Annotated in this window: 1 protein-coding gene and 1 pseudogene; both read right to left on the reverse strand. The window is 67.2% G+C overall.

The window, feature by feature from the left end; all coding sequences use genetic code 11:
• Window positions 1–174: pseudogene (locus MOV75_RS39820) on the reverse strand (tRNA (guanosine(37)-N1)-methyltransferase TrmD); the annotation flags it as partial.
• Between the two features lie 118 nt (window positions 175–292).
• Window positions 293–868, reverse strand: coding sequence for a ribosome maturation factor RimM (gene rimM, locus MOV75_RS39825; RefSeq protein WP_246930278.1), 576 nt, complete (start codon window positions 866–868; stop codon window positions 293–295).
• Window positions 869–918 lie beyond the last annotated feature (50 nt).

A 918-nucleotide genomic window follows, 5' to 3' on the forward strand; every position in this document is an offset into this window, starting at 1 on the left:
AGTGTCGTCGACGCTGCGGTGGCGGTCGGTGGCGGAAGCCCGGATGTCCCGCGCCTCGATCTCCCAAAGCCCTGAGGTCAGCGCCCGGCCGGCCAGGCTCACGCCGAGCGGCCCCGGAAACATCTCCGGAAACAGCGTCAGCACCGTCGCGCGCCAGGGTGAGGGATTGGTCATTCGATCTCAGTCGTTGTCGTCCCGGGGCGCGCGAAGCGCGAGCCCGGGACCCATAACCACCACTGCCAGTTTGGCGATGGCTGGAGCAAACAGCTTAGCGAAAAATTTCGGCCCGTGGTTATGGGTCCCCGCCCCCGTGCGCTTTGCGCGCTAGGCCGGGACGACTCGGGGAGTGAGCTTCGCCTCGATCCTCCCCCTCGACCTCCTGCGGCAGCGCGATCACCACGCGACCGCCGGCGAGATCGACCTCCGGCACCACCGCGTTCGTGAATGGCAGCAGCATCGTCGTGCCCTTGGGAGGCGCGATCTCGATGATGTCGCCGGCGCCGAAATTGTGGATCGCGAGCACGCGGCCGAGCGCATCGCCGTCGGTGGTGACGGCGGCGAGCCCGATCAAATCGGTGTGGTAATATTCGTCCGCGTCGGTCGCAGGCAGCTTGTCGCGCGCGACATAGAGCTCGATGCCGTTGAGGCGCTCGGCCTCATCGCGGCTCGTGACGCCCTTGAACGTCGCGACCAGATGATCTTTGGCCTCGCGCGCCGTTGCGACCTCGAACTGACGCTTGCTGTCCTTGGACAGCAGCGGACCGTAGCGCCTGACGGCAAAGGGATCTTCGGTGAAGGTCCACAGTTTGACCGCACCACGCACCCCATGCGCGGCGCCGATCCGCGCGACGCAGACCAGCGCCGACATAGCCTGCCCTTAGCCCTTCGCGGCGGCTTCGGCCTGCGCCTTGCGCTCCT

The organism is Bradyrhizobium sp. PRIMUS42 (genome assembly GCF_023006515.1).
GTDB lineage: Bacteria > Pseudomonadota > Alphaproteobacteria > Rhizobiales > Xanthobacteraceae > Bradyrhizobium.